Below are 21,723 nucleotides of genomic sequence, written 5' to 3' on the forward strand. Positions count from 1 at the left end.
GACGGGTGCGTCCCTTCGACCAGTGGACGCCTCCGTCGGCGTGAATGCAGCAGGCCTGTCGAGTGTTGGAGGCGATTTGGTCGTTCCTTGCAGAAACCACCCTCTTCAGGGCCCGCGGGCTTTGCTTTCGGCGACAGTCTTTTGCCCGCCCATGGGGCGTTCGCTCACCCGAGGACAGACCTGCTCAGAGGGAGCGTTTGCGCAGGCCAGGGGCGCACGGGCGGTCAGGGGGGCGCGATGAGCGGCGCGCTCGGCCCGCGCGGCCGCGGGCCCGCGGCCGCTCAGGCGCCGGCGGTCTTGGCCGCGACGACCGCGTCGAACACCACCCGCTTGGGCAGCCCCGCCTCCACGGCCACCGCCGCGATGGCCTCCTTGCGGCGCTCGCCGGCCTCCTCGCGCACCCGCACCCGGCGGACCAGTTCGGCGGCGTCGAGTTCCTCGGGCCCGGTCTCGGGAGCGCCCTCGACGACGACGGTGATCTCACCCCGGACGCCCTCCGCGGCCCACCGTGCCAGTTCGGCCAGCGGGCCGCGCCGTACCTCCTCGTACGTCTTGGTCAGCTCGCGGCACACGGCGGCGCGCCGCTCGGCGCCGAAGACCTCGGCCATGGCGGCGAGGGTGTCGTCGAGCCGGTGCGGGGCCTCGAAGTAGACGAGGGTGCGCCGCTCCCCGGCGACGTCCCGCAGCCGGGACAGCCGCTCGCCCGCCTTGCGCGGCAGGAAGCCCTCGAAGCAGAACCGGTCGACGGGCAGCCCGGACAGGGCGAGCGCGGTGAGCACGGCGGACGGTCCGGGCACGGCGGTGACCCGGACGTCCTTCTCCACGGCCGCCGCGACCAGCCGGTACCCCGGGTCCGACACGGACGGCATACCGGCGTCGGTCACCAGCAGCACGCGCGCGCCGCCGAGCAGTTCCTCGACCAGTTCCGGCGTACGGGCGGTCTCGTTGCCCTCGAAGTACGACACCACCCGGCCCCTGGGCGTCACACCCAGCGCCTGGGTGAGCCGGCGCAGCCGCCGGGTGTCCTCGGCGGCGACCACGTCGGCGCCGGCCAGCTCCTCGGCCAGCCGGGGCGGCGCGTCCGCGATGTCGCCGATGGGGGTACCTGCGAGGACAAGGGTTCCAGTCACGCCCCCATCCTCCCAGGCGCGCGGGGGACACACGGGTGGCGGTCGGGACCGCCCCTTGGGCCACAGGAAATGCATCGCTTCCCGACCGGTACCGCACATGCACGGGACTCGCACAGAACGGTTCCCTACGATGGCGCGGTGACCAGTACCGCGTCCTCCATGGACCTCCGGCAGGGCCAGACGCCGCACGACCGGCGGCCGTCCTGGCAGCAGCGGCTGCGCCGATTCGGGTACGCACCGGCGAAGGACGCGCCCGAGGGCGACGTACGCGACCGGCTGGTGCCCCCGTACGCCGAGCCGAGCACCCGGCTGTGGCAGGTGCTCGGCATGTCACCGGTCCTCGCCGAGCGTCTGGTGCGCTGGTCCGGCTGGGGCGGTCCGCTGCTGGTGACGCTCATGGCGGGCCTGATGCGGTTCTGGAACCTGGGCAGCCCGCGCGCGGTGATATTCGACGAGACGTACTACGCCAAGGACGCCTGGGCGCTCGTCCACCACGGTTTCGAGGTGAACTGGGACAAGTACGGCAAGAGCGCCAACGACCTGGTCCTGTCCTCGCACGGCCATCTGGCGGTCCCGACGGACCCGGCGTACGTCGTGCACCCGCCGGTGGGCAAGTACGTCATCGGACTGGGCGAGCTGATGTTCGGGTTCGACCCGTTCGGCTGGCGGTTCATGACGGCGGTGCTCGGCACGCTGAGCGTGCTGCTGCTGTGCCGGATCGGGCGCCGGATGTTCCGCTCGACGTTCCTCGGCTGTCTGGCGGGCGCGCTGATGGCGGTGGACGGCCTGCACTTCGTGATGAGCCGGACCTCGCTGCTCGACGGCGTGCTGATGTTCTTCGTGGTCGCCGCGTTCGGCTGCCTGATCGTCGACCGGGACCGGTCGCGGGAGAGACTGGCCGCCGCCCTGCCCGTCGGCCCGGACGGCCGGGCGCGCCCCGACGCGGAGCTCGCCGACACCTTCCGCTTCGGGCTGCGCCCCTGGCGCTGGGGTGCCGGGGTGATGCTCGGCCTGGCGATCGGCACGAAGTGGAACGGGCTGTACGTGCTGGCCGCGTTCTGCGTGATGACGGTGCTGTGGGACGTCGGCGCCCGCAAGGTGGCCGGCGCCCGTCACCCGTACGCCGCCGCCCTGAAGTACGACACCGGCATCACCTTCCTGGCGACGGTGCCGGTGGCGCTCGTCGTGTACCTGGCGTCCTGGACCGGCTGGATCCTTTCTCCGGCCGACGGCCGCGGCGGGTACTACCGCAACTGGGCGGCCACCGACGGCCAGGGGGGCAGCTGGACCTTCCTGCCCGACTGGCTGCGCAGTCTGTGGCACTACGAGCACGAGGTCTACAACTTCCACGTCCACCTGTCGTCGCCGCACACGTACCAGTCCAATCCGTGGAGCTGGATCGTGCTGGGCCGCCCGGTGTCGTACTTCTACGAGTCCCCCTCCCCCGGCGCCGACGGCTGCCCGGCGGACGCGGGCCAGAAGTGCGCCCGGGAGGTGCTGGCGATCGGCACGCCGGCGCTGTGGTGGGCGGCCTGCTTCGCGCTCCTGTACGTGCTGTGGCGGTGGGCGTTCCGCCGCGACTGGCGGGCCGGCGCGATCGCCTGCGGCGTGGCGGCGGGCTACCTCCCCTGGTTCATGTACCAGGAACGCACGATCTTCCTGTTCTACGCGGTCGTCTTCCTGCCGTTCCTGTGCCTGGCGGTGGCGATGATGATCGGCGCGATCGTCGGCCCACCCGGCTCCACGGACACCCGCCGCGTGATCGGCGCCTCGGCAGCGGGCGTCCTGGTCCTGCTGATCGCCTGGAATTTCATCTACTTCTGGCCGCTGTACACGGGCCAGGCGATCCCGATCGACTCGTGGAGATCGCGGATGTGGCTGGACACCTGGGTCTAGCCGGGCGGACACCGAACGAGGGCACGGCCAACGGCCGTGCCCTCGTTGTCCGTTCACATAGTTGGGTGATGCACGGGATCTGCGTCACGGTTTCGGCAACTGGGGGCGCGCGGGCCCCGCGTACCGCTTACAGTGCTCACGCAACCTGTTTTGAACGCGTTCAGGAAACGCGTGGCGGGTGACGGGGAAACGGGGAGGGGTGCGCGGATGCGCAGCGGGGTCAAGGGTGCGGTCGTGGGCGGCGTCTGTGCGGTGCTGCTGGGGGGTGCCGGGTACGGGACCTACAACTTCCTGCACGCGCTGAGCGACGACGGGGGGACCGGCGTCGCCGCGTCCGTGAAGTCCGGGCCGCCCGACGGTGCCGAGGTGAAGGACGTGGCCGGCAGGTTCTTCGCCGCCTGGGAGAAGGGGGACGCGGCGACGGCGGCGTCGTACACGAACTACCCGGAGGCGGCGCGCCGGTTGCTGACCGCCTACGGCCACGACGCGCACATCACGAAGGTGCACATCACGCCCGGCACGGCCGACGGCAGGACCGTGCCGTTCTCGGTCGGCGCGACGGTGTCGTACCGCGGCAGGAGCGAGCCCCTGAAGTACCGCGGCAGCCTGACCGTCGTACGCGGCGCCAACTCGCACCGTCCTCTGGTCGACTGGCAGCCCTCGGTCGTCCATCCGCGGCTGCGCAAGGGGGACACGCTCGTCACCGGTGAGGCGGCGGCCCCGCCGATCGAGGCCGTGGGCCGCGAGGGCACCGTACTGACCAAGGAGAAGTACCCCTCCCTCGGCCCGGTCCTGGACGAGCTTCGCAAGCGGTACGGCGACAAGGCCGGCGGCCGGGCCGGTGTGGAGCTGGCCGTGCGCCACGAGGCCGGCGCGGACGGCGGGCAGGCCGCCGACACGCCCTTGCTGACTCTCGCCGAGGGCCGCGCGGGCAAGCTCACCACGACCCTCAGCGCGAGCGCCCAGGCCGCCGCCGAGACGGCCGTACGGAAGTACACCGACGCCTCCGTCGTGGCCGTGAAGCCGAGTACCGGCGAGATCCTGGCCGTCGCCAACCACCGCTCCGACGGTTTCGACGCGGCCCTGCTCGGCGAGCGCGCACCTGGCTCCACCATGAAGATCGTCAGCGCCGCGGCCCTCATCGACAACGGTCTGACCACCGCGAACGGCCCGGCTCCCTGCCCGGCCACCGCCGTCTCCCTGAGCCAGACCTTCCACAACCTCAAGGACCTGCCGCCGGACGAGCACGCCACCCTCTCCGACAGCTTCGCCCGCTCCTGCAACACCGCGTTCGTGAAGTTCGCCGACGAGGTCCGGCCGGACACCCTCACCAAGGAGGCCGAGGAGCGGTTCGGGCTCGGGCGGAACGACTGGCAGATCGGCGTGCCCTCCTTCGACGGCCGGGTGCCCGCGGCCGGCGGCTCCGACAAGGCCGCCGGCCTCATCGGCCAGGGGCAGGTCCAGATGAGCCCGCTGAACATGGCCTCGGTGACGGCGACCGCGATGACCGGCACCTTCCGGCAGCCGGTGCTCGTGCCGCTGAAGCTGGACGGGCGGGAGCCGGCCCACGCGCGCGGGCTGCCGTCGAGCACGGTGGCGCAGCTGCGCGGCATGATGAACCGCACCGCGCGCAGCGGCACCGCGGCGGGCGTGATGGCCGGGATGAGCGGGGACATCGGCGCCAAGACCGGCTCCGCGGAGGCCGCCGGGCTGGCCAAGTCCGACAGCTGGTTCGCCGGTTACCGGGGTGACGTCGCCGCCGCCGCGCTGGTGCAGGACGGCGGACACGGCATCGACGCGGCCGGTCCTATTGTCGCAAGCGTGCTACGGAACGCCGGCTGACATCACCCGCCGAGGTCGGGACCTTAGGGTGAGGGACGTCGTTGGGGATTGTGAGGTCTGCGGGGACCCTGAGGAAGGCGCGGAGGAACTGAGGCTGTGGGCAAGAGAAGGCGCGTCGCCGAGCGACGGAAGACCCCGCCCGCCGTACTCGGCGGGATGATCGCCGTGGTCGTCGGCGGCGCCGGCATCGGCGCCTACGCCCTCTACGGCGGCGGCGCCGCGGCCGACGAGGGCACGTCCGCGCAGGACGGCCACAAGACCGTCAGGACGGGCCCGCTCACGACGGCCGAGGTCCGCACCGCCTCGACGCACTTCCTCACCGCCTGGCAGAAGGGCAGCGTCACCGACGCGGCGGCCGCCACCGACGACCCGTCCGCCGCCGGCCCCCTCCTCACCGGCCTCACCAAGGACGCCCACCTGAAGGACCTCACGCTCACCGCCGGCAGGGCCAGGGGCGCCGAGGTGCCGTTCTCCGTGAAGGCGACGGTGTCATACGACAAGCTCAGCAAGCCGCTCGCCTACGACAGCGCTCTCACCGTCGTACGCCGCAAGAGCGACGGCGGGCCGATGGTCCAGTGGCACTCCTCGGTCGTCCACCCGGACCTGAAGGACGGCGACAAGCTGGTCACCGGCGAGTCCGGGACCCCGCCGGTGACGGCGCTGGACCGCGACGGCGGGAAGCTGACGGACACGGAGTACCCGTCCCTGGGCGTGGTGCTGGACGGCCTGCGCGAGAAGTACGGCAAGACGGCGGGCGGCAGGGCGGGCGTCGAGCTGCGCGTGGTGCGCGGCAAGGCGGCCAGGGCGGACAAGCTGTCCGACAAGACGCTCGTCGAGCTGAGCAAGGGCACACCGGGCACGGTGCGGACGACGCTGAACCCGTCCCTCCAGGCCGCGGCCGAACGGCAGGTCGCCAAGCGCACGCGCGCCTCCGTGGTCGCCCTGCGGCCCTCGACCGGCGAGATCCTCGCGGTCGCCAACAGCGGGCACGGTTTCAACACCGCCTTCCAGGGCTCGCTGGCGCCCGGCTCCACGATGAAGGTCATCACCTCGTCGCTGCTGATCGACAAGGGCCTGGCCTCGGCGGACAAGGAGCACCCCTGTCCCAAGACGGTCACCTACGGCGGCTGGAAGTTCCACAACGACGACGACTTCCAGATCAAGGACGGCACGTTCAAGGCGAGCTTCGCGCGCTCCTGCAACACCGCCTTCATCAGCCAGGCGAAGAAGCTGAAGGACGACGACCTGACCAAGCAGGCGCAGCAGGTCTTCGGTCTGTCCATGAACAACTGGGCGATCGGCGTGCCCACCTTCGACGGCGCGGTGCCGGTGCAGTCGCAGGCGCAGATGGCGGCCTCGCTGATCGGGCAGGGCGGGGTGCGCATGAACCCGCTGAACATGGCGTCGGTGGCGGCGACGGTGAAGTCGGGCAGCTTCCACCAGCCCTACCTGGTGTCGCCGTCCGTCGATCACCGCAAGCTCGCCGCGGCGTCCAGGAAGCTGTCCGCCAAGACGCTGTCCGAGCTGCGTGAGCTGATGCAGTACACGGCCGCCTACGGCACCGCCGCCGAGGCCATGTCGGGGCTCGGCCCGGACTACGGCGCGAAGACCGGCTCGGCGGAGGTCGACGGGCAGAAGAAGCCGAACGGCTGGTTCACCGCCTACCGCGGCGACCTGGCCGCGGCGGGTGTGGTGCAGGCGGGCGGCCACGGCGGCGACACGGCGGGCCCGATCGTGGCGACCCTGCTGAAGTCGGGCGGCTGAAGTCGGGCGGCCGACGGCGTCCGCGGCTCGGCCGCGACCGGCGGGCGGTCAGGTCCGCACCGGCTCCACCGTGTAGGTCCGGCGCAGGAACCTCACCAGCGCCTTGGACTCGAACTGCACCACGGCGACACCGTTGTCCGTGTGCAGTTCCATGATCGCCTGGACCCGTCCGCACGGCCACACGCGCACGTCACCGCTCTCGGCGGGGACCCGCAGTCCGCGTTCCAGCAGCGCACGGGAGAACGTCCACTCGTGGGGGCCCGGCAGTCCGACCCGCACCGAGCGCGGATCACTGTCGGGGTCGTACCGCAGCACCACGGGTACGGCCCCAGGGTCCTCCTCGTCCGTGACGATATGGGCGCGCGCGTACTGTTCGACCACAGACATCGGACCGCCCTCTCACGCTGAGTGACCTAGGTGAAAGCTGTGCATCCGCTTCTCCTCCAATGTCGCACATTTTCCCGTTCGCGCTTCCCGGAGACCGCGGATCTCGCGGGGCCGGCGGGCGCGGTCGGCGGACGACCGACTGGTACTTGCAAACCCTTCGCAACAACCCTTTAAAATCAAACGGTGCACGTACCTGACGGATTCATCGACGCCCCCACCTCCGCGGTCACCGGTGTGGTCGCCGCCGGCGCCCTCGCCGTGAGCCTGCGCGGCGCCCGCCGCGAACTCGACGAGCGAACCGCACCACTGGCCGGTCTGGTGGCGGCGTTCATCTTCGCCGTACAGATGCTCAACTTCCCCGTCGCGGCCGGAACAAGCGGCCACCTCCTCGGTGGCGCGCTGGCCGCGATACTCGTCGGCCCCTACACAGGCGTGCTGTGCGTGTCGGTCGTGCTGCTCATGCAGGGTGTGCTGTTCGCCGACGGCGGGCTGACCGCGCTCGGCGTGAACATCACCGACATGGCGCTCGTCACGACCGTCGTCTCCTACGCCCTCTTCCGCGGACTGCTCGCCGTGCTGCCGCGAGGGCGGCGCTCGGTGACGGCCGCCTCCTTCGTCGCCGCGCTGGTGTCCGTGCCGGCCGCCGCCGTGGCCTTCACGCTGATCTACGCGATCGGCGGCACCACCGACATCTCCATCGGCAAGGTCGCGACCGCGATGATCGGTGTGCACGTGCTGATCGGCATCGGCGAGGCGGTGATCACCGCCCTCACGGTCGGTGCCGTCGTCGCCGTACGCCCCGACCTGGTGCACGGCGCGCGCGGTCTGCGGCAGCGGCTCCAGCTCCGGGTGAACGGCTCGCTGGTGGACGCGCCCGCGCCCACGGCGCCCGTGGCGGCCCGCACCTCCCGGCGGACACTGTGGGTGACCGGCCTCGTCACCTCCCTCGTCCTCGCCGGCTTCGTCAGCTTCTACGCCTCCGCCGACCCGGACGGGCTGGAGAAGGTCGCGCACGACAAGGGCATCGACAAGAAGGCCGAGGCGCACGCCGCGTCCGACTCCCCGCTCGCCGACTACGGCGTCAAGGACGTCTCCGACGCCCGGCTGTCCGGCGGCCTCGCCGGGGTGATCGGCGTCGGCGTCACCGTCGTCGCGGGCAGCGCGGTCTTCTGGGCGGTGCGCCGGCGCCGCGACGCGGACGTCTCGCCCGCCTCCACGGCGAGCACGGGCGCCTGACATGGGGGCGGGACACGCGCACCGGCTCTACCGGCACGGGCACTCGCCCGTGCACGCCCTGCCGCCGCACACCAAACTGGCGGCCGTCTTCCTCTTCGTGGTCGTCGTGGTGTCGACCCCGCGGGAGGCGATGTGGGCGTTCGCCGGGTACGCGGTCCTGCTCGGCTGCGTCGCGTACCAGGCGCGCGTGCCCGGCGGTTTCCTGCTGAAGCGGCTGCTGATCGAGGTGCCGTTCGTGGCGTTCGCGGTCCTCATGCCGTTCGTCGCCGAGGGCGAACGGGTGCACGTCCTCGGGATGTCGCTGAGCGTCGGCGGACTGTGGGGCGCCTGGAACGTGCTCGCCAAGGGCACCCTCGGCGTCGCCGCGTCCGTGCTGCTGGCCGCCACCACCGAGCTGCGGGAACTGCTGCTCGGCCTGCAGCGGCTGAAGCTGCCGCCGCTGCTCGTGCAGATCGCTTCCTTCATGATCCGCTACGGCGACGTCATCACCGACGAGATGCGCCGGATGCGGATCGCACGCGAGTCGCGCGGCTTCGAGGCGAGGGGCGTGCGGCACTGGGGCGTGCTCGCCAAGTCGGCCGGCGCGCTGTTCATCCGCTCCTACGAGCGCGGGGAGCGCGTGCACCTGGCCATGGTGAGCCGGGGGTACGCCGGCTCGATGCCGGTGATCGACGAGGTGACCGCGTCCCGGGCGCAGTGGTCGTACGCCCTCGCCCTCCCCTTCGCCGCCCTCGCCGTCTGTCTGCTGGGATGGGTCCTGTGACACCTACGCTGGAAGTGGCCGGACTGGCCTTCGCCTACCCGGACGGCCATCAGGCGCTGTTCGGCGTCGACTTCACCGTCGCGCGCGGCGAACGCGTCGCGCTGCTCGGCCCCAACGGCGCCGGCAAGACCACCCTGGTGCTGCATCTGAACGGCATCCTGGGCGGCGGCACCGGCACGGTGACCGTGGCCGGGCTTCCCGTCTCCAAGCAGCACATGGCCGCCATCCGGCAGAAGGTCGGCATCGTCTTCCAGGACCCGGACGACCAGCTGTTCATGCCGTCCGTGCGGGAGGACGTGGCGTTCGGGCCGGCCGCCGCCGGGCTCAAGGGCGCGGAGCTGGAAGAACGGGTGCGGCGCGCGCTGGAGCGGGTCGGCATGCAGGACTTCGCCGACCGGCCGCCGCACCACCTGTCCTTCGGCCAGCGCAGGCGTGTCGCGGTGGCCACGGTGCTCGCCATGGAACCGGAGATCCTGGTCCTGGACGAGCCGTCGTCCAACCTGGACCCGGCCTCGCGCCGCGAACTCGCCGACATCCTGCGCTCCCTGGACGTCACGGTCCTCATGGTCACCCACGATCTGCCGTACGCCCTGGAGCTGTGCCCGCGCTCGCTGATCCTCAGCGACGGCGTGATCGCGGCCGACGGCCCGACCGGCGAGCTGCTCTCCGACGACGCGGTCATGCGGGCGCACCGCCTGGAGCTGCCCTTCGGCTTCGATCCGCGCGCGGCGGCGCCCGCGCCGGGCCGGGCGTGACACCCGCCGCGCCTTTGTGACCGTCCGGCGGCGCCGCGTGCGGTGCTTCCCCGACAATGGGCGCGTGATGCGTCGAGAGGACCGGGACGAGCCGGGGGCCACCGGGTCGCTGCTGCTGGAGGACCAGCTGTGCTTCGCGCTGTACGCGGCCCAGCGCGCGGTGACCGCGGCGTACCGCCCGCTGCTGGACGACCTCGGGCTCACCTATCCGCAGTACCTCGTGCTCCTCGTGCTGTGGGAGCGGGGCGAGACCAGCGTGAAGGAGCTGGCGTGTGCGCTCCGGCTGGACTACGGCACCGTCTCGCCGCTGCTGAAGCGGCTGGAGGCGGCGGGTCTGGTGCGCAAGGAGCGTGCGGCGGACGACGAGCGCTCGGTGCTCGTCGCGTGCACCGGGCGAGGTGAGCAGCTCCGGGAGCGTGCGGTGCGCGTGCCCGGCGCGCTGCTCACCTCCACGGGGCTCGCGGCGCAGGAGATCGCACGGCTGCGCGAGGAGCTGTGGAGACTCACCGAGCGCGCGGCCACGGCGGCGGACCGGCACTGATCCACGGCAACCTGTACCGGCGGCCGCCCGCGGAACGCCACCCTGCCGGTGCCCGCTGACCTACCAGCCAGTACCTTGTGCGCAATGTACTTGTGCGCCACTTGTTCTGGGGGAGGCCGGCCATGACCGAGGGCACCGCCGTCGACACCCGTCCGACGAAGATCGTGTACGTCGCCGAGGCCACCGCCCACGGCGGCCGGGACGGCTATGTCACCAGCCAGGACGGCCAGATCGAGCTGAAGGTCGCCATGCCCCCGGAGCTGGGCGGCGACGGCAACGGCACCAACCCGGAGCAGCTGTTCGCGGCCGGGTACAGCGCCTGCTTCCACAACGCCCTGATCCTGGTCGGCAACCGCGCGGGCTACGACCTGGCCGGCTCCACGGTGGCCGCCAAGGTCGGCCTCGGACCGAACAGGACCCGTGGCTACGGCCTCGCGGTCGCGCTCAGCGTCTCGCTCCCGGTACTGGACGCCGAACTCGCGGCCCGTCTGGTGGACGAGGCGCACGAGGTGTGCCCGTACTCGAACGCGACCCGCGGCAACATCGACGTGACGATCCTGCTCGGCTGAGCGACCGGCCGGGCACGGCTGAGAGGCACCTCACGTCCACCCCCCTCCCACCGAGGAATCGCAGGCGCGCGGCCGATGTTGCAGCCACTGTCGCAGGCGATCGGAAGGGACGGCGGGGCGTGGACGTGAACGGCACTGTGGCCGAGGGCTTCGAGCCGGTCAGGGACGCGTTCGCAGCGAACTTCGCGCTGCTCGGGGAGCGGGGCGCGGCCGTCGCCGTGTACCGCGACGGACACCGGGTCGTGGACCTGTGGGCCGGCACCAGGGACGTGGACGGCGACACCCCCTGGGAGTCCGGGACCGCGCAGATCGTGCGTTCCGCGACCAAGGGCGTCGCCGCGGCCGCGCTGCTGCTCCTGCACCAGCGCGGCGAGCTGGACCTGGACGCCCCCGTCGGCGCGTACTGGCCGGAGTACAAAGCGGCAGGCAAGGAGCACACCCGGGTCCGGCACCTGCTCGCGCACCGAGCCGGCGTGCCCGTGCTGGACCGCCCGCTGACCCCCGCCGAGGCCGCCGACCCCGACCTGGGCGCCGCGGCCGTCGCCGCGCAGCCCCCGGCGTGGGAGCCGGGCACGGACCACGGCTACCACGCCCAGACCTACAGCTGGCTGACCGGCGAACTGGTCCGGCGCGTCACCGGCCGCCCGATCGGCGAGTGGATCGCGGAGGAGATGACCGGCCCGGTCGGCGCGGACCTCTGGCTCGGCCTGCCGGAATCGGAGCAGGCGCGCGTGGGGCGCGTCGGCCCCGTCGAGGGACCGCAGTCCGCGGGCGCCCTGAAGACCCGGCCCAAGCGCGCGGTGACGGAGGCCTACGCCGACCCGGAGTCGCTGACCCGCCGCGCGTTCGCGGCGATCACCCCGCTGCCCGACGAGAACGCGCCCTCCTACCGCGCGGCCGCCCTGGCCGCCTCCAACGGCATCGCCACCGCCGACGGACTGGCCCGCTTCTACGCGGCGCTGATCGGCGAGGTGGACGGCGGCACCCGCCTGTTCACCCCGCAGACGACGGAACTGGCCCGCACCGAGCAGTCCGCCGGGGCCGACCGGGTCCTGGTCGTCGGCACCCGCTTCGGCCTCGGCCACATGCTGCACGGCAGCGCGTCCCCGCTGCTCTCCCCCACCTCCTTCGGCCACCCCGGCCGCGGCGGCGCCCTGGGGCTCGCCGACCCGGAGAGGGGTGTCTCCCTCGGCTACGTCACCAACGGCTTCCGGCAGAGCGTGACGGCGGACCCGAGGGCACAGGCACTGCTGCGGGCCCTGCGCTCGGCGCTCGCGTAGGACGCGGGACCGGCGCGGGGCCCGCCGCCGTCACACGTTGATCGGATGCGAGATCCGTCCGGAGTCCGCGTCGATCTCCCCGTGCGCCTTCCCCAGCAGCTGCATGGCCAGTTCGTTCAGGGCGCGGGCGCCGGCGATCTCCTCGCCGACCCTCGGCTGGTTGGAATCGATGCTGTGCCGGCTGGCCCGGCCGTGCGCCCGTACCTCCGTGCCGTCGGGCAGACGCACCATGGCCGCCGCGCGCGTGTGCTGATCGTCCTCCATGAACTCCAGCTCGACGTGCCATCCCACAGTGGTGTGCATCATGTCGGACCACCTCCGAGAATTCCTGCTTCCAGGGTGCGCCCGGGCATCCCGGCGCGCACTCCTGGGGCTCGTGGAGACCGGACCGGGTCGCGGCCCGTGCTCAGCCGCGCGGCTTCTCGTCGAAGCTGGCGAAGTACGCGGCGGCCATGTCCTCGTCCGCGTGCCCCTGGGCGGCGGCGCGCGCGAACCGCTCGGCGGTCGCGGCGGCGACGTCGAGGCGTACACCGTTGCCCTCGCCCGCCTCGACGATGAGCCGGGCGTCCTTCTCCGCGGTCGCCACCGCGAAGGACGCCGGCGACAGCTTGCCGTCCAGCACCAGCGCGGCCTTGGCACGCAGGTACCCCATGTCGAGCGGTCCGCCCTCGATGAGGTCGAAGAACGTGTGCGGATCCACGCCGAGGGCCTTCGCGAGCGCCAGGACCTCGCCCGTCGCCGCGGTCGCCGCGAGCACCCAGCTGTTGGCGACCAGCTTGAGCCGGCTGGCGCTGCCGGCGCCCGGGTCGTCCCCGGTCCACAGGGTCTTCGCGCCCACCGCGTCGAAGACCGGGGTCACCTTCTCCCGGCCCTCCTCGGGCCCGGCGGCCAGCACCGTCAGCTGTCCGGCCTCCGCGGGCTGGCGGGTGCCGAGGACCGGGGCGTCGTAGAGGACCAGCCCGCGTCCGGCGGCGAACGCGGCCAGGTCGGCGGCCAGGTCGATGCCGGCCGTGGTGCACTGCGCCCACACCGCCCCGGGGCGCAGACCCGGCGCGGCCTCGCGCATGACGTCCAGGACGGTGTTGCCGTCGTGGAGCATCGTCAGGACGACGTCCGCGCCCTCGACGGCCTCGGCGGGCGTCCCGGCGACCTGCGCGCCGTCATCTGCCAGCGGCTCGGCCTTCTCCCGGGTACGGTTCCAGACGCGGACGGCGAACCCCGCGCGGCACAGGTTCCGGGCCATCGCGGCCCCCATGATGCCGGTGCCCAGGACACTGACGGTCGGCTTGTCGGTCATTGACGGCTCCCTGTCGTCCGGTTGCTGCCTCGTGCTCCGACGTCATCCTCGTACGGATCACGGCACCGGTCGCGGTACGGATCGCGGTACGGGCCGCGCCGGTACGGCGGATGCGCACCGGGTGCCCCGCGGTCTGCCCGCCACCCGCTTGCCCCGCGGTCCCTACCCGGCGTGCAGCATCAGGCCTATGCCGACCACCAGCAGTCCCGCCGCCGCGATGCGCGGGGCTCCGAAGCGCTCCTTGAAGAACAGCGCGCCGATGGCCGCCCCGACGATGATGGACGACTCCCGCAGGGCCGCGACGGGCGCCAGGTCGGCGCGGGTCTGCGCCCACAGGACCAGGGCGTAGGCGGCGACGGACAGAACGGAGCCGAGGAGGCCGAGACCGGCGTGGGGCCGGAGCAGCCGTACGGTGTCGCCCCGTCTGCGGACGTACATGCAGGCGGGGATGACGACGCCCTGGATGGCCATGAGCCAGGCGATGTACCCGAGCGGCGAATGGGCCGCGCGCACCCCGAGGCCGTCGAGCACCGTGTACGCGGCGATCGTCAGGCCGGTCGCGAGGGCCGCGCCGATCGCCGCCCAGTCGGGCCGTCTCCCGCGCAGGCCCCACAGGCTGACTCCGGTGAGTCCGAGGCAGGACACGGCGATGCCGGCCGCCGCCCAGCCGGAGGGCAGCTCGTGCGCGAAGACGGCGGCGAGCACGGTGACCACGAGGGGCGCGCTGCCGCGCGCGATGGGGTACGCCTGCCCGAAGTCGCCGAGCCGGAAGGAGGTCATCAGCAGGGCGTAGTAGGCGATGTGCACGACCGCCGAGGCCAGCAGGAACGGCCAGGCGGCCGCGGCCGGGCGGGCCACGAACGGTGCCACGGCCAGCCCGATGAGCACGCCGCCGCCGGAGATCAGGGTGAACCCGACCAGCTTGTCGGTGATGCGGTGCGCGATGGCGTTCCAGCTCGCGTGGGTGACCGCGGCGAGCAGGACCGCCGCGGTGACCAGCGGCGTCACGCGGTCTGCTCGCGCACGTCCACCAGGTCGGCGCCGGCGTGGGCGACGAGGTCCTTCGGCTGGATCGGGAAGACGGCGTGCGGGGTCCCGGCCGCCGCCCACACCACGTCGTGCGCGAGCAGCGAGCGGTCGGCGAGGACACGCGTGCGCGTCCGGTGCCCGAAGGGCGGTACGCCGCCGATGGCGTACCCGGTGGTCTCGCGGACGACGCCGGCGTCGGCACGGGTGACCTTCGCGGCGCCCAGCTCGCCGCGCACCCGTTCCAGGTCCACGCGCGAGGCCCCGTCCATCAGGACCAGCACCGGGACGCCGTCGGCGGCGAAGATCAGCGACTTGCAGATCTGGCTCAGCTCGCAGCCGACCGCCGCGGCGGCCTCGACGGCGGTCCGGGTGCCCTCCGGGAACCGTCGGGTACGGGCGAGCACGTCGTCCAGACCGAGGGCCCGCAGCGCCTCGGCGAAGCGGGGGTGGGCTCCGGACCCGTCGGCGTCGGTGGCGGCTGTGGTCGTCATGGACGGCACGCTACGGCATCACCGGAGCAGCGCTCACGGGGTTTACGCGTGCGCCCCCGCCCGCCCGCGCCGGACACGCGAAAAGCCGGTGAGGGTGCAGCCCCGTCCCCACGGGCACCCTCACCGGCGGTCCTTGTGCGGCGGTACGTCAGGCGCGTACCAGCTCCCGCTCCCCGTCGGGGTCGGCGTCGCGGTCCGCGGCGCGCAGGCCCTCGCCCTCGACGTCGACGTTGGGCAGTGCGCGGTCCAGCCACTTCGGCAGCCACCAGGCCCGCTTGCCGAGCAGCGCGAGCACCGCCGGGACGATGGCCATGCGGACGATGAACGCGTCGAAGAAGACGGCGACCGCGAGGCCGAAGCCGATCATCTTGACCATCGACTCGCTGGAGCCGATGAAGCCGGAGAAGACGGCGATCATGATGACCGCGGCGGCCGTCACGACCCGGGCGCCGTGCCGGAAGCCGGTCACCACCGCCTGGCTCGGCTTCTCGCCGTGGACGTACGCCTCGCGCATCCGGGTCACGAGGAAGACCTCGTAGTCCATGGCGAGTCCGAAGACGACGCCCACCATGAAGATCGGCATCATCGACATGACCGGGCCGGTCTGCTCGACGTTCATCAGGCCGGACAGCCAGCCCCACTGGAAGACCGCGACGACGGCGCCGAGCGCGGCCAGCACGCTGAGCAGGAAGCCGAGGGCCGCCTTCAGCGGGACCAGGACCGAGCGGAAGACCACGATCAGCAGCAGGAAGGCGAGGCCGACGACCAGGGCGAGGTAGGGCAGCAGGGCGTCGTTCAGCTTCTGCGAGACGTCGATGTTCATCGCCGTCGAGCCGGTCACCAGGATCTCGGAGTCGGTCTTCTGCCCGACCTCCGTGCCCTCGTCACGGATGCTGTGCACCAGGTCCTCGGTGGTCTTCGAGGACGGCTTGGACTTCGGCACCACGGTGATCGTCGCGGTGTCACCGGCCTTGTTGGGCGCGGCCGGGGTGACCGTGACGACGTCCTTCAGGCCCTCGATCCGGTCGCCGACCTCGGTGAAGACCTTCTTGGGGTGGGCGCTGTCCTTGGCGTCGACGACGACCATCAGCGGGCCGTTGAAGCCCGGCCCGAAGCCCTCGGAGAGGAGGTCGTAGGCGCGGCGCTGGGTGGTGGAGACCGGCTGGGAGCCGTCGTCGGGGAGGCCGAGTTCGAGGGAGGCGGCCGGGATGGCCGCCGCGCCGAGGCCGAGCACGCCGAGCAGGAGGACGGCCACCGGGCGCCGGACGACGAAGCTGGCCCAGCGGGTGCCCATGTTGGGGCGGCCCGGCTTCTTCGGCGTGCGGCCGCCGCCGAGCAGCTTGCTCTTCTGGCCGGCCGGCTTGATCCTGCGGCCGGCGTAGCCGAGCAGCGCGGGGATGAGGGTGAGGGCGATGAGGACGGCGATGGCGACCGTGCCCGCGGCGGCGACGCCCATCTTGGTCAGCATCGGGATGTTGACCACGGAGAGGCCGACGAGGGCGATGACGACGGTCAGGCCGGCGAAGACGACCGCGGAGCCGGCCGTGCCGACGGCCCGTCCGGCCGCCTCCTCGCGCTCGCGGCCCTCGGCCAGTTCGGCGCGGTAGCGGGAGACGATGAAGAGGGCGTAGTCGATGCCGACGGCGAGGCCGATCATCGAGGCCAGGGTGGACGTGGTCGAGCCCAGGTCCAGGGCGCTGGCGAGCGCGGCGATCGTGGAGACGCCGATGCCGACGCCGATGATCGCGGTCAGCAGCGGGAATCCGGCCGCGAGGAGCGAGCCGAAGGTGATGACGAGGACGACCGCGGCGATCGCGATGCCGATGACCTCGCTGGAGCCGGTCTCCGGCGTGGCCGTCAGCGCGTCACCGCCGACCTCCACGGTGAGGCCCGCGTCCCGCGCGTCCTTCGCGGCCTCCTTCAGCGCGTCGCGGGAGGAGTCCTCCAGCTCCATGCCGGAGACCTCGTACTTCACCGAGGCGTACGCGACGGTGCCGTTCTTGCTGACGGCGTGCGCGAGGTAGGGGTCGGCGACGGAGGTGACCTCGGAACCGCTCGCGAGTTCCTTGACGGTCTTCTTGACGGTCGCCTTGTTGCCGGCGTCCGTCATCTTCTCGCCGGCCGGCGCCTTGAAGACGACCCGGGCGGTGGCGCCGTCGGCGCTCATCCCGGGGAAGCGCTGTTCCAGCAGGTCGAAGGCCTTCTGGGCCTCGGTGCCGGGGATGGAGAAGGACGTGTTGCCGGCGGCCGGCGCGGAGGCGGCGCCCACCCCCGCGAGGGTGAGCAGCGCGACCCATATGAGGGCGACGAAGTGCCGTCGCCGGAAGGCGAGGCGGCCGAGTCGGTAGAGGAACGTGGCCATGGAGGCGTACTCCCGGTCAGGTCGTGGGGTGAATCTGGGCAGGGGTGATCAGCCCGACGACGTGAGCGGTGACGTCAGGTTGCTGGGCTTGCGGGGAGGATCGCGCGGTACCTGATCAGGAACCGCGATCAGGCGGGCCGGCGGACCGGGGTGGTCCGGCCGGTCAGGTGGTGCGAGCGCCGAGGGCGGGGAGGACCACGGCGTCGATGTACGAGAGGAGGAAGGACTGCGTCGGCGGCTGCTCGTCGATCATCGTGCGGGCGGCGAACCCGCCGATCATCATGTGCATCACGAAGTCGATCGCCGGGTTGTCCGCACGGACTTCGCCCCGGTCGATCGCGCGCTGGAGCACACGGTGGAACTCCGCCATCTCCGGCTCGATGAGGTGTTCCCGGAACGCCTTCAGGAGGTCCGGGTTGGAGTGGGTCGCCATGGCCAGGCCCCGCATCAGCGCGGAGTTCTGTTCCATCTCGCAGTCGTCCGCACGCATGGTGAGCGCGTGCAGATCGCCCTTGAGCGACCCGGTGTCGATGTCGTCGGCGGAGGCGCCGGGCTTGCTGTGCCGCACCGCCTTCGCCACCAGCTCGGCCTTGCCGCCCCACTGGCGGTAGAGCGTGGCCTTGCTCGAGCGCGTACGGGCGGCCACGGCGTCCATGGTGAGGGCGTCGTAGCCGACTTCCCGGAGCAGGTCGAGCACGGCCTCGTACAACTCGGCCTCGCGCTCGGGCGTGATCCGACTGCGACGCGCCGTTGCGACGACCTCGGTCATGCCTGTCACCTTCCCGCTCCGGAGCCTGTCGGCTTCCTGCTTCGTACGACTCCGAAGATACCCCTCCCGCAAGCGAAACGAAACCGTTTCGTACGTGTGGTGGGTCACGCCCGCCGGAAACCCCCCGAACCGGGCCCGTGCGCGGCACCGAAAACCCCCTGTCCACGAGTTGCCCGGGCCCTTTGCCCGGAAAAGCATGGGGAGGTGAGCTATCTGCGCTTTCCCCACCTCAACGGCGACCTGCTGTGCTTCGTGTCCGAGGACGACCTCTGGCTGGCCCCCCTGGGCTCCCCGGGCCGCGCCTGGCGGCTCACCGCGGACCGCACGAAGTCCGGCCACCCCCGCTTCTCACCCGACGGCAGCCGGATCGCCTTCACGACGTGGCGCAGCCTGGTCCCGGAGATCCACCTCGTCGCCGTGGACGGCGGTCCCTCACGGCAGCTGACGTACTGGGGCAGCGTCGACACCCAGGTCTGCGGCTGGACACCCGAGGACGAGGAGGGCCACACCGACATCCTGGCCGTCGCCTCCCACGGGGAGCCCTTCTCCTACTTCACCTGGGCCTACAAGGTGCCCACCGACGGCGACCCGGGCGGGCGCCTGCCCTGGGGCCCGGTCTCCGACATCCAGGTCGCCGACGTCGACGGCGAGCACCGGACCCTGCTGCTCACCGGCACCCCGCCGCACGAACCGGCCTCCTGGAAGCGCTACCGGGGCGGCGCGACGGGCCGCCTCTGGCTGCACGGACGGCGTCTCCTGCCGGACATCGGCGGCCACCTGGCCAGCCCCATGTTCGTCGCCGGCCGGATCGCCTTCCTCTCCGACCACGAAGGCGTCGGCAACCTCTACTCCTGCGCCCCGGACGGCACCGACCTGCGCCGCCACACCGACCACGACGCCTTCTACGCCCGCAACGCCGCGACCGACGGCACCCGGGTGGTCTACCAGTGCGCGGGCGACCTGTGGCTGGCGGACGACTTCTCCCCGGGCGGCACGCCGCACCGGCTCGACATCAAGCTCGCCGGAGCGGCCACCGGCCGCCGCCGCTACCAGGTGCCGGCCGCGCAGAACGTGGACGGCATCTCCGTCGACGAGACGGGGCGGGCCAGCGCCGTCGTCGTACGCGGCAGCCTGTACTGGCTCACCCACCGCGACGGCCCGGCCCGCACGATCACCGAGACGGCCGGCGTCCGGGTGCGGCTGCCGGAGATGCTGGGCTCCACCGGGCAGGTGGCCTACGTGACCGACGCGGAGGGCGAGGACGCCGTCGAGATCGCCCGGCTCCCCCGCGCGTCCGGCGACCGCCCGACGCGCCGGCTGGCCTCCGGCGAGCTGGGCCGGGTCCTGGAGCTGGTCTCCGACCCGCTCGGCGAGCGCCTGGCCATCGCCTCGCACGACGGACGCCTGCTCCTGCTGGACGTGCCGGAGGAGGCCGGGGACGAAGCGGGCGAGGGGACCGGGGACGAGGCGGAGGCCGGTGCGGGCGGCACGGTCGTCGAGCTGATCCACTCCGGCAACGGACCCGTGCGCGACCTCGCCTTCTCCCCCGACGGCTCCTGGCTCACCTGGTCCCACCCGGGCATCGGCCGCTCGCTGCGCATGATCAAGCTGGGCCGGATCAAGGACCGGCTCATCGTCGACGTGACGAACGGCCGCTTCGAGGACGAGAGTCCCGTCTTCACCCGGGACGGCCGCTACCTCGCCTTCCTCTCCTGGCGCGGCTTCGACCCCGTGTACGACGTGCACACCGGCGACCTGTCCTTCCCGCTCGGCTGCCGCCCCTACCTCGTCCCGCTGTCCTCGGCGACCCCCTCCCCCTTCGCCCTGAACCCGGAGGGCCGCCCGGCCGCCGGCGGCCTGGACCCGCTGGAGGAGGAGGAGACCGGTGAGGGCGGCACGGTCACCGTCGAGGTGGAGGGCCTGCCGAGCAGGGTCACGCCGTTCCCGGTCATCGCCTCCAAGTACTCCGCGCTGTACCCGGTCGCCGGCGGCGGACTCGTCTGGCTGCGCTGGCCGATCTCCGGCGCGCTCGGCGAGACCTTCGCCAGCCCCGACGACACCACCGGCCGCCCGACCCTGGAGTACTTCAACATCACCAAGGCCAAGAAGTCCGAACTCGTCGGCCACCTGGACTGGTTCGCGGTCAGCGGCGACGGCACCCGGCTGGTCGTCGTCGACGAGGGCGACCTGCGGGCCGTGCCGTCGGCCGAGCCCGGTGACGGCGACACGACCGTCTGGATCGACCTGCGCCGCATCCTGCACGAGGTCGACCCGCCCGCCGAGTGGCGGCAGTCGTACGCGGAGGCCGGGCGCCTCATCCGCGCCTACTACTGGGACCCCGGCATGTGCGGCATCGACTGGGACGCGGTGCTCGCCCAGTACCGGCCGCTGGTGGACCGCGTCGACTCCCCCGACGAGTTCGCCGACCTGATGCGCGAGGTCCTCGGCGAACTGGGCACCTCCCACGCCTACGTCACCGCCGCCCGCCGCAACGAGGGGCCGCCCCACTACCAGCGCTGGCAGGGCCTGCTCGGCGCCAACTTCGTCCGCCGCGACGGCCACTGGACGGTCAAGCGCATCCTGCCCGGCGAGTCCTCCGACTCCAAGGCACGCTCACCGCTGGCCGGCACGGGCATCCGCGAGGGCGCCGTCCTCACCCATGTCGACGGCCGCCCGGTCGACCCGGTCACCGGCCCCTACCCCCTGCTCGCCGGCTCGGGCGGTACGACCGTGGAACTGACGTTCACGCCGGCCGAAGGCGGGACCGCCCGCCCCCGCCGGGTCGCCGTCGTCCCGCTCGTCGACGAACGCCCCCTGCGCTACCAGGACTGGGTGGCCAAACGCCGCGCGGTCGTGCGCGAGTTGAGCGGCGGCCGATGCGGCTACCTGCACATCCCCGACATGGGCGGCTCCGGCTGGGCGCAGTTCAACCGCGACCTGCGCATGGAGGTGTCCCGGCCCGCGCTGATCGTGGACGTGCGCGGCAACGCGGGCGGCCACATCAGCGAGCTGGTCATCGAGAAGCTGACCCGCACGATCCTGGGCTGGGACCTGACCCGGAACGCCCAGCCGGTGTCGTACACCTCCAACGCGCCCCGTGGCCCGGTGGTCGCCCTCGCCGACGAGGCGACCTCCTCGGACGGCGACATGATCACCGCCGCCGTCAAACTCCTCGGGCTCGGCCCGGTCGTCGGCCAGCGCACCTGGGGCGGCGTGGTCGGCATGACGGGCCGGCACCGGCTCGGCGACGGCACGGTCATCACCGTGCCGATGAACGCGGCCTGGTTCGACGCCTACGGCTGGTCCGTGGAGAACCACGGCGTCGCCCCCGACCTGGAGATCCTGCGCACCCCGCTGGACTGGGCCGAGGGCAGGCACGCCCAGCTCGACGACGCCGTCCGACTCGCCCTGGAACTCCTGGAGACCAACCCGCCGGCCGTCCCGCCCGACTACCGCGACGTCCCGGACCGCTCCCGCCCGAAACTCCCCCCGAGACAGTAGGAACGCGCCCCGAAGGGGCGCGGGGAACTGCGCGACATCGGCGCGGACATGACCGCGGACACGGGCGCAGGGCACCCCTCACCAGGAGGGGTGCCCCACGTCGTACGGCCA

At 72.6% G+C, this 21,723-nt stretch carries 18 protein-coding genes; 10 read left to right on the forward strand and 8 right to left on the reverse strand.

Going from position 1 to position 21,723, the window contains the following annotated elements:
- Nucleotides 1-281 precede the first annotated feature (281 nt).
- On the reverse strand, nt 282-1,130 hold the full coding sequence (rsmI, locus tag ACF08B_RS04820; protein WP_093475527.1) for a 16S rRNA (cytidine(1402)-2'-O)-methyltransferase: 849 nt from the start codon (nt 1,128-1,130) through the stop codon (nt 282-284).
- Nucleotides 1,131-1,268: 138 nt separating this feature from the next.
- Between rsmI and ACF08B_RS04825 the strand changes: the two genes are divergently transcribed.
- From ACF08B_RS04825 to ACF08B_RS04835, 3 genes are all read left to right on the forward strand, one after another.
- On the forward strand, nt 1,269-3,026 hold the full coding sequence (locus ACF08B_RS04825) for a dolichyl-phosphate-mannose--protein mannosyltransferase (RefSeq protein WP_392316096.1): 1,758 nt from the start codon (nt 1,269-1,271) through the stop codon (nt 3,024-3,026).
- Between the two features lie 207 nt (nt 3,027-3,233).
- Nucleotides 3,234-4,868 carry a penicillin-binding transpeptidase domain-containing protein gene (locus ACF08B_RS04830; RefSeq protein WP_392316097.1) on the forward strand — a complete coding sequence of 545 codons (1,635 nt, stop codon included), beginning with the start codon at nt 3,234-3,236 and terminating at the stop codon, nt 4,866-4,868.
- 96 nt (nt 4,869-4,964) lie between these two features.
- Nucleotides 4,965-6,632 (forward strand): penicillin-binding transpeptidase domain-containing protein, encoded by a 1,668-nt coding sequence (locus tag ACF08B_RS04835; RefSeq protein ID WP_392316098.1) that lies wholly within the window; start codon nt 4,965-4,967, stop codon nt 6,630-6,632.
- A 48-nt stretch (nt 6,633-6,680) separates the two neighbouring features.
- On the opposite strand, the gene ACF08B_RS04840 is transcribed toward ACF08B_RS04835, so the two are convergent.
- Nucleotides 6,681-7,019 carry an SsgA family sporulation/cell division regulator gene (locus ACF08B_RS04840; RefSeq protein WP_392170082.1) on the reverse strand — a complete coding sequence of 113 codons (339 nt, stop codon included), beginning with the start codon at nt 7,017-7,019 and terminating at the stop codon, nt 6,681-6,683.
- Between the two features lie 183 nt (nt 7,020-7,202).
- Here ACF08B_RS04840 and ACF08B_RS04845 point away from each other — a divergent pair, with 183 nt between their 5' ends.
- From ACF08B_RS04845 to ACF08B_RS04870, 6 genes are all read left to right on the forward strand, one after another.
- Nucleotides 7,203-8,255 (forward strand): energy-coupling factor ABC transporter permease, encoded by a 1,053-nt coding sequence (locus ACF08B_RS04845; RefSeq protein ID WP_392316099.1) that lies wholly within the window; start codon nt 7,203-7,205, stop codon nt 8,253-8,255.
- Nucleotide 8,256: 1 nt separating this feature from the next.
- Nucleotides 8,257-9,018, forward strand: a complete 762-nt coding sequence (gene cbiQ, locus ACF08B_RS04850) for a cobalt ECF transporter T component CbiQ (protein ID WP_392316100.1) — start codon at nt 8,257-8,259, stop codon at nt 9,016-9,018.
- On the forward strand, nt 9,006-9,773 hold the full coding sequence (locus ACF08B_RS04855; protein WP_392316101.1) for an energy-coupling factor ABC transporter ATP-binding protein: 768 nt from the start codon (nt 9,006-9,008) through the stop codon (nt 9,771-9,773). The genes cbiQ and ACF08B_RS04855 overlap by 13 nt, the downstream gene beginning before the upstream one ends.
- 67 nt (nt 9,774-9,840) lie before the next feature.
- Nucleotides 9,841-10,314: a MarR family winged helix-turn-helix transcriptional regulator gene (locus tag ACF08B_RS04860; protein WP_392316678.1), complete on the forward strand. Its 474-nt coding sequence runs from the start codon at nt 9,841-9,843 to the stop codon at nt 10,312-10,314.
- A 122-nt stretch (nt 10,315-10,436) separates the two neighbouring features.
- A complete protein-coding gene (locus ACF08B_RS04865; RefSeq protein WP_392316102.1) occupies nt 10,437-10,883 on the forward strand; it encodes an organic hydroperoxide resistance protein in 447 nt (148 codons plus the stop codon).
- Between the two features lie 119 nt (nt 10,884-11,002).
- Nucleotides 11,003-12,163, forward strand: a complete 1,161-nt coding sequence (locus ACF08B_RS04870; protein ID WP_392316103.1) for a serine hydrolase domain-containing protein — start codon at nt 11,003-11,005, stop codon at nt 12,161-12,163.
- A 30-nt stretch (nt 12,164-12,193) separates the two neighbouring features.
- Here the strand turns inward: ACF08B_RS04870 and ACF08B_RS04875 are convergent, their stop codons facing one another.
- From ACF08B_RS04875 to ACF08B_RS04900, 6 genes are all read right to left on the reverse strand, one after another.
- Nucleotides 12,194-12,469 carry a DUF1876 domain-containing protein gene (locus ACF08B_RS04875; protein ID WP_392316104.1) on the reverse strand — a complete coding sequence of 92 codons (276 nt, stop codon included), beginning with the start codon at nt 12,467-12,469 and terminating at the stop codon, nt 12,194-12,196.
- Nucleotides 12,470-12,569: 100 nt separating this feature from the next.
- Nucleotides 12,570-13,460, reverse strand: coding sequence for an NAD(P)-dependent oxidoreductase (locus ACF08B_RS04880; RefSeq protein ID WP_392316105.1), 891 nt, complete (start codon nt 13,458-13,460; stop codon nt 12,570-12,572).
- Nucleotides 13,461-13,622: 162 nt separating this feature from the next.
- Complete coding sequence (locus tag ACF08B_RS04885; RefSeq protein ID WP_093697193.1) at nt 13,623-14,468, reverse strand: EamA family transporter; 846 nt, start codon at nt 14,466-14,468, stop codon at nt 13,623-13,625.
- On the reverse strand, nt 14,465-14,980 hold the full coding sequence (locus tag ACF08B_RS04890; protein ID WP_093475547.1) for a YbaK/EbsC family protein: 516 nt from the start codon (nt 14,978-14,980) through the stop codon (nt 14,465-14,467). Before ACF08B_RS04890 ends, ACF08B_RS04885 begins: the two co-directional genes overlap by 4 nt.
- 148 nt (nt 14,981-15,128) lie before the next feature.
- On the reverse strand, nt 15,129-17,342 hold the full coding sequence (locus ACF08B_RS04895) for an MMPL family transporter (protein ID WP_392316106.1): 2,214 nt from the start codon (nt 17,340-17,342) through the stop codon (nt 15,129-15,131).
- Nucleotides 17,343-17,505: 163 nt separating this feature from the next.
- Nucleotides 17,506-18,111: a TetR/AcrR family transcriptional regulator gene (locus tag ACF08B_RS04900; RefSeq protein ID WP_392316107.1), complete on the reverse strand. Its 606-nt coding sequence runs from the start codon at nt 18,109-18,111 to the stop codon at nt 17,506-17,508.
- Between the two features lie 204 nt (nt 18,112-18,315).
- Here ACF08B_RS04900 and ACF08B_RS04905 point away from each other — a divergent pair, with 204 nt between their 5' ends.
- On the forward strand, nt 18,316-21,612 hold the full coding sequence (locus ACF08B_RS04905; RefSeq protein WP_392316108.1) for a S41 family peptidase: 3,297 nt from the start codon (nt 18,316-18,318) through the stop codon (nt 21,610-21,612).
- Nucleotides 21,613-21,723: the final 111 nt, after the last annotated feature.

This window comes from Streptomyces sp. NPDC015139 (assembly GCF_043079785.1).
Lineage (GTDB): Bacteria > Actinomycetota > Actinomycetes > Streptomycetales > Streptomycetaceae > Streptomyces > Streptomyces albidocamelliae.